Here is a 7,029-nt window from a genome sequence, read left to right on the forward strand (position 1 = left end):
GAGAATGTCGACCTGGTAGTCGGATTTCCCTTGTATCGAAACTCCGCATCATTCAAACACGCGCTTGAGACGATAGATAAAGGTCTTTCTTCTGTGTCTCAAATCCGTCCCTTGATAGTGTGCTCCGCTGAAACTGCAACCTATAAAGACTTGGTTGAAACCGTGAAACAAGTCCGAATCAATACCCCTGTTCTCACTTCTGCCCTATTTGCTAACGACGCAAACCGTGAGGACACGGTAAGAACGGTATTAGAAATCGGCAAAGAAATAGAAGCTGATGTATTGTTGTTCTCTTCTTACCTCTCTTGTGAAGAGCTCGCTAAATTCGAGCCAGAACAGGTCAAGCAAATAATTGACCCTATCCGCTCGGAATATGACCTGGTCATTGCTTCCCTTCGTAAAGACCCCTGTTACGAATTAGCCGACAACATCTTTGTAACTCCTTTGGTAGAGACATTCTACGGTTACAGGTTGAAAAATACTTTGAGTGGGATCTATGCCATATCTCACGACTTGGTCGAAGATTATTGCGCTCAATCTACTTTGTGGGAAGATATAAGCTATGGCTACGGCTTCGATCCGTGGCTTGTAACCCGAGCTGTTTGCTGGAAAAAACAAATTTGTCAAGTTGAACTCAGCTCAAACCCACGAACCGAGTCCTTGGAAACCACTAACAACCTTATCAAGGATGTCGCTGCAACAATCTTTGCATGTATCAAGCGTGACGAAGAGCAATGGTTAAATAAAGATAAGCTGATCATCAAAACCCCAGATATTCTAGGCAGCTTCTGGCCGAACCAAACATGCCCTCCTGAATTCGACGTCGAAAATATGCTCCTTTTGTTCCGGCGAGGTTTCAGCCAGTATAAACCTGTCTACCGTTCGTGTCTACCGAGAGCCGCGTACGAACACTTAGAAAACCTTTCTTCATTTCCCGGTTCGAGACCGGTTTTCCCTCATGATATGTGGGCTGAAATCGTTCACAACTTTTTGTTCCACTACTGGTTCTCTCCTCCTACTTCCAGAGAAGACATTCTCTCTGCCCTTGCTGCTGTTTTTGCCGGTTACGCAGCCAGTTTTTTCGCTCATCTCCGTTATTTTCAGCATCTCATGCATGAAAAAACGCCAGGATACCATGTTACAGATGTTTTCCCTTGGGATCAGACTACGGTCATTAATGCCTTCTACCGATCTCGCCCCCGGTTCATAGAAATGTGGAAAAAGGCATCCATGGAAACCAATCCTCCTTTAGTCCCAGCCCACTATATGGAATTCGTACCCGGAATCCCTATAGTCCTGCCTAAGAAAATCCCGGGAAAAGGCGGAAAAGTCATTTCTACCGAACCTCTGTTCAACCGTGTACAAAAGCGCTACGTTGACCTATTCAATCATTTTGTACATCAATCTTTAGGTGCCCCTGAAGACGCAACGTCTCAAGAAATTGCCGCCTATATCCAATCTTTCGTGCAAAAAGTCGATAAAACCATGGGAATTTTGTTTCCCGGTGACATTTACACTGAAGAGGGTACCCGGGAAGTCGTAGATCACCTATTCAAACTTCTTCCTCACCCTAAAATGTTTTCCATAAGCACCAGACTTTTTCGAGAGGCGCTCCTGCGCTTTCCCCCGCGCAACTTGTTGATACCTGCTAGCTGTCAAAGCTCGCGCGAGCTTCTAAACCGAATAGACGCCCGAGATGCCGTCACTTTGGCCAACTTACTTGAAACCCGAAACTTTACAGATATGTCACTGCTTTGGATCCTGGACAATTTGAAGCCAGATGATATGGAAGAAGTCGAAATCCGCCCTATCGTCGTCGGGCCTGGAACTCTAGACGGTAAACTGAGGTTGGGAAGCTTTTCAGACTTCAATAAATTGACTACTCGAATAGTTGTCCGGCCTCTGATTCGGGGTATGGGAGGAGATTATCCTAGACTCAGGTTCTGCCTATCAATAGCAAGATATATGGTAATGGCTGAAAATTACTCGGTCTTGTGGCAGCTTTATGCCAAAGAAAGAAAGAACCTTGGGGAAAAGATAAAAAATTCGCTTGTAAGCCGCTACGAAACAGGGGCATTTACTGCAAACAACCTGTTTGAAAACTTCCACCACAGAGCCCTGGTTAGGCACTTCCGTAGTTTAGCGCAACGGTTAGCCGAAAACGGCCGTTACGAAGAAGCTCAGGTTCTCCGGCTGATGACAGACAGCTACGGGCTAAGCCAGGTTCTTGACGATGGAACCTTTATCCCCTGTTCCGCTTGGAGCTGGTCTAGCTATAGTTATAAAGGAGGAAGAGGCATCCCTACCCCGATGTCTAATCACGTCGAAGAAAAATGGTTCAATCATGACCTGCTAGAAGAGATATATGCTGAACTCGGTTACCATTCGGATGAAATCTGGCAAGGCATGGTTCAACTAATAGGAGAAGGGAAAGCAGGTAACAATATCTTGGACGCTCATTTGGGAATACGTCCAAAAGACGTGGTAGTCGTGGCTCAGGATACCCCTGTGTTCCCTCCAGCCCAGCCCTTGGTCAGATATCCCGACAACCCAATTCTCGAACCCATAGCAGACCATCCTTGGGAAAGCAAATACGTCCTCAATGCTGCCGCACTGCGAATAGGCTCTCGGGTCTACGTCCTTTACCGAGCTTTCGGTGAGGATGAAGTTTCCCGTATTGGTTTAGCCATAACCGACGGCTACAGCGTCTTGGAGCGGCTGCCAGATCCTATATTTTCCCCTCAAGACAGCAAAGAAAACAAAGGCTGCGAAGACCCGCGAGTAGTCATAATAGACGACCGTATTTTCATGCTGTACACCGCTTATGACGGTGTAATCGCCCAGATAGCGGCAGCTTTTATTCAGGTTGGCGATTTTTTAAACAGGCGTTTCGACAGGTGGCAGCGACTGGGTCTTGCTTTTGAAGACATATGGGACAAAGATGCGATACTCTTCCCCGAAAAAATAAACGGTAAATACGTGATTTATCACCGAATCGAACCGAGTGTTTGGGTATCTTACCTTGACAAACTAGAGTTCCCAATTCCTAAAGATAGACATTCCATCATTCTCGGACCACGTTCCGGCAGAATGTGGGACTCACTCAAAATAGGAGCAGGCACTCAGCCTCTTAAGACCAAGTTCGGTTGGTTAATGATTTATCATGGAGTCGATCCGAAGCGAGTCTATCGCTTGGGCGTACTGCTGGTTGATCTTCGTAACCCCGAACGGCTTCTGTATCGATCGCCGAACCCCATCCTTTCTCCGGAAACCGGGTACGAAATGGGAACTGTAGGAAACTGTTGGGTTCCAAACGTGGTATTCACTTGTGGTGCAGTTCCTGAGACTGACAAAGAAGTACTGGATGAAAACGACCGTATCTTAGTGTATTATGGCGCCGCCGATACCTATGTATGTGTAGCTACGGCCACGGTAGGAGACCTGATTCCGAAGCTCATACGCGAGCGAGTCTTAGCTGACGAAAAATTAGAATTGGCGTTTATGCCGGAATACTATTCCCGACTGTGGCTACGTGTCCCTGACCTCCGTTACGATCATCACTAGTGAGCACACGCCTGCACTGGCTATCTCGAGTTCGAATTCCGGAGAAAGGTTGATGCTCTCTCCTTCTTTCAAAAGTACTTTCTGATTTTTCAAACTTAGACTGGCTGCGCCTTGTACCACCATCCACTCTTGTTTTACCGGAGTAGATGACGTCCACTTTAAATTTTGCCCTGGCTTTATGGTCAACCGCCGTATTCGATAGTTTCCCTCATCGCATATTAACTCTTCCTTACCCCATACGCTCTGAGCGCGACTTCTCTTAGCGGTTTCCAACTCAAGCACCTTCTCGTATACCTTGAGATAATCGTTAACCATCCTCTCTTGGCTGAAACGTTCCTCAACCCACTGGCGGCAGGCGATGCGTTCAATAGCCGGAATCTTCGTCAAAGCCTCGACTGCTTCCTCCACCGACTCGACCAAAAATCCGGTATTCCCATCCCTTATAACCTCTGGCATGGATCCCCGCGCAAAGGCCACAACCGGGGTACCGCAGGCCATGGCTTCAACCACGCTTAAACCGAAAGGCTCGGCAAAGGCAATCGGGTGAACCAAGGCATATGCCCCTCCCAAAAGGCGGTCGCGGTCACCAGGCCCCACAGATCCTACGTAATTTATGAACTCCCCGTCCAAATGCGGGGTTACTTCCTGCTCAAAGTAACGATCATCCTGAATAATTCCAGCCATTACTAGTCTCATCTTGAATGTCTTGGCTATCCGAATCGCTTCCGCAGCACCCTTGTCAGGATGAATACGGCCAAAATAAAGTAGATAGTTTCCCGGTTCCGATTGAAAAGTAAAAGATTCGAGATCTATGCCGTGGTATACAGTGGCAATATAGTTCAAAGTGGGGTGACGGTCCGCGTTACTGATCGACACGTAATAACTTCTATCAGCGTATTGCTGGTAAACCGGTAAGATTCGAGGTGAAGAAAAACCGTGGATTGTGGTCACTATCGGCGTATCAACCAACCGGCTGTAGGACAAAGGCAAAAAATCGAAGTGGTTGTGTATCAGATCAAATTGATTAGCCTGCTCGAATAGATGAGCTATGTGGAGGCATTCCCATACCTTAGGCTCAATGCTCTTATCTTCCTCATAAGGAGCCGGGCAAATATAGTCGAGTTTACCACGTGTTTGTGAATCCTTAGTGGCAAACAAGGTCACATCGATACCTTTTTCCACCAAACCTTCGCACAATAGCGAAACTACTCTTTCCCACGGTCCATAATGGCGTGGAGGAGTCCTCCACGCGATGGGAGATAACAGGGCAATTTTCATGGCCAGTTCCCCCTCGTTCATCGCTAAATTGCCGAAAGTCTTGTCCAGTCCTTGTACTTTCTATACAATCGCTTAAGATTTGCCTGTGGATCGAGATAGAAAACTTCCGGTTTCTCCTCATCTAACCATGGGCGCCTGTAACGCACCTCCATGGCAACGGTCCTGACCTTTCTGCTTCCAGCAAACTCCCGCGCCACCTCGGCCGCCAGTTTAGCTGACCCGTCATACCTGAAAAGACCGAAAAACCTCTCATGTGGGTTTTCCCGCAACGGCGGATGATTCCACAGGCCAGGAACGTAATCTCCGAAGCACCAAGCCACAGCCCCTATCATCCCCTCCTGTTGTAACCTTTCCAGTGCGTGCCTGTAGTAAATTGCCCCTGTTTCTTCATCCCACAGCCGGCCCCGTAGTCTATCCGATTCATCACCTTTCAAGAATGGCGGTATCACCGGATAGCTCGGTATACCGAACTCTTGAAACAACACGGGTTTTTCTCCCAGCCACTCCGTCACAGCACCTAGGAAAGGGAGTACCTCGTAGTCCAGGGGATCATCGACCCATTTCCGATAAAAGGGGTATCCGTGCATGGAAAGGAAATCACAAACAGTCGCAGCTTCGCCGGGTCCCAAAGCCCGGTCTTCTTCCAGGTCCTCAGCATGCATCCCGAAAGTAACCATGCACCCTCCTCCATTTGCTTTCAAGGTTCCAGCCATAGTCTCTAACCAGGATCTCGCTGTCTCTCGATCCGGGGGAACAAAGCAATTAGAAGACTCATTGCCCAGATCGCAAGCAAACAGAGCACGATGCCCCTCCATGGCCCGAGCTACCTCCCTGCAGAGCAACTCTTGGGCGTTACTGATAACCTTATCGGTGTAAACGTTTTTAAGCCCGCGAAAATGCAATCTTCCTCCAGTATATACGGGAAACCGTTGCCGAATACAATCCTCGTCTAGTACCCACTCCGGCAACCAGTTTACCCCGCTCATGTGGCCACAGAATAACGTGGGCATTAAAGAAATTCCGGTATCGCTGGCCAAGTCAGCCACAGCTATCAGTCTCTTCAGGTTCTCTACGGATACCTGCTTAGGAGTGGGCTGAAAGGCCTCCCAAACCAAGAAGATCCTCACCAAGCCCAGACCATATTCTGCTATCCTCTCGAAATCTTTTTTTACTTCGTCTAAGTCAAATCTTTCCCACCAGTACATCGCTTTAGCCCGAGGCCAGTAATTGACTCCCATCAAAAAACAGCCGCTGTTCTTTGTATGCATAGTAACCCACTCCTCCCGCATTTGTAGCGCAGCCTACTTCCTAAAAGGCCTCCATAACTGCGCGAGCAAATGTCAAAAAGGTGTTTGTTTTTCTTCTGATACCGGTTATGTATTGTTTATAATACATTACATCCTCCGTGTTCATCAGCCCGGCACTCAGCTGACCGAAGTTGTCACATGACAGTAGGTCCCAAAACGCTAGTCGCTAATCAAGATTCGAGCTGAGTGCCGGGTCTGTGTGCATCTGTGGCCAAAAATAGAACTGCCCGGAGAACTCGGCTTTCGTACTCCGGGCAACACCGTAAAACCCACCCTCTTAGAATTATCATTCTCGTTTTAGCCTAAGGATCCGTTCATAAACCTTTTGGCCACTTGTTCAGCTAGCGTATACGGGTCAGCTTCTTTGGCTACCAGCTGTTCTACCATCTGGCTGAATTCTCCCGTCCTTACCAGCTTGTCTAAAATCGGCTCCAGTATATAACCCCTCAGTGCCTCGTTAAGCTCGTATAAGGCCTTCCTTCTCTGCCGCTCACCTAAAATGTTGTTCTCTATCAGCATCTTGTAGTGTTCCTCTATCTTCTCCGCCAGTACCTCTACGTCCTGGGCAAATTGATGCGGGTCGTAAATGTTCTTGGTCATTATAACCGGCGGCCTCCAGCCCCCAGGAAACGACGGCGACATGTCTAGCATCATGTTCACTTCAGCATAAAGCTTCCCGGCTCCCTCCCGGTCCGCCTTGTTTATCACAAATATGTCCGCTATCTCCATTATCCCCGCCTTTATCGCCTGTACCGCATCCCCCATGCCCGGTACCAGCACCACTATCACGGTGTGAGCGTGGTTGATGATGTCTACTTCCTGCTGCCCCGCTCCTACTGTCTCGACTATTATCATGTCTTTTCCCATCGCATCCAGTACG

At 48.2% G+C, this 7,029-nt stretch carries 3 protein-coding genes and 1 pseudogene; 1 reads left to right on the forward strand and 3 read right to left on the reverse strand.

The genetic code is table 11. The features are described from left to right. Window positions 1–3,564 (forward strand): glycoside hydrolase family 130 protein (locus HPY90_RS14320; protein WP_287195503.1); only part of this gene is annotated, 3,564 nt, incomplete at its 5' end. Here HPY90_RS14320 and HPY90_RS14325 read toward each other — a convergent pair. The 3 genes and pseudogenes from HPY90_RS14325 to HPY90_RS14335 form a co-directional block, all read right to left on the reverse strand. After that, complete coding sequence (locus HPY90_RS14325; RefSeq protein WP_287195505.1) at window positions 3,529–4,842, reverse strand: glycosyltransferase; 1,314 nt, start codon at window positions 4,840–4,842, stop codon at window positions 3,529–3,531. The two genes, HPY90_RS14320 and HPY90_RS14325, sit on opposite strands and share 36 nt — an antisense overlap. A gap of 23 nt (window positions 4,843–4,865) precedes the next feature. Further along, window positions 4,866–6,110: a glycoside hydrolase 5 family protein gene (locus HPY90_RS14330; protein ID WP_287195507.1), complete on the reverse strand. Its 1,245-nt coding sequence runs from the start codon at window positions 6,108–6,110 to the stop codon at window positions 4,866–4,868. Between the two features lie 336 nt (window positions 6,111–6,446). After that, window positions 6,447–7,029 (reverse strand): annotated as a pseudogene (locus tag HPY90_RS14335) (methylmalonyl Co-A mutase-associated GTPase MeaB); the annotation flags it as partial.

Origin of the sequence: Syntrophothermus sp. (genome assembly GCF_013314835.1) — a bacterium.
Taxonomy (GTDB): Bacteria; Bacillota; Syntrophomonadia; order Syntrophomonadales; family Syntrophothermaceae; genus Syntrophothermus; species Syntrophothermus lipocalidus.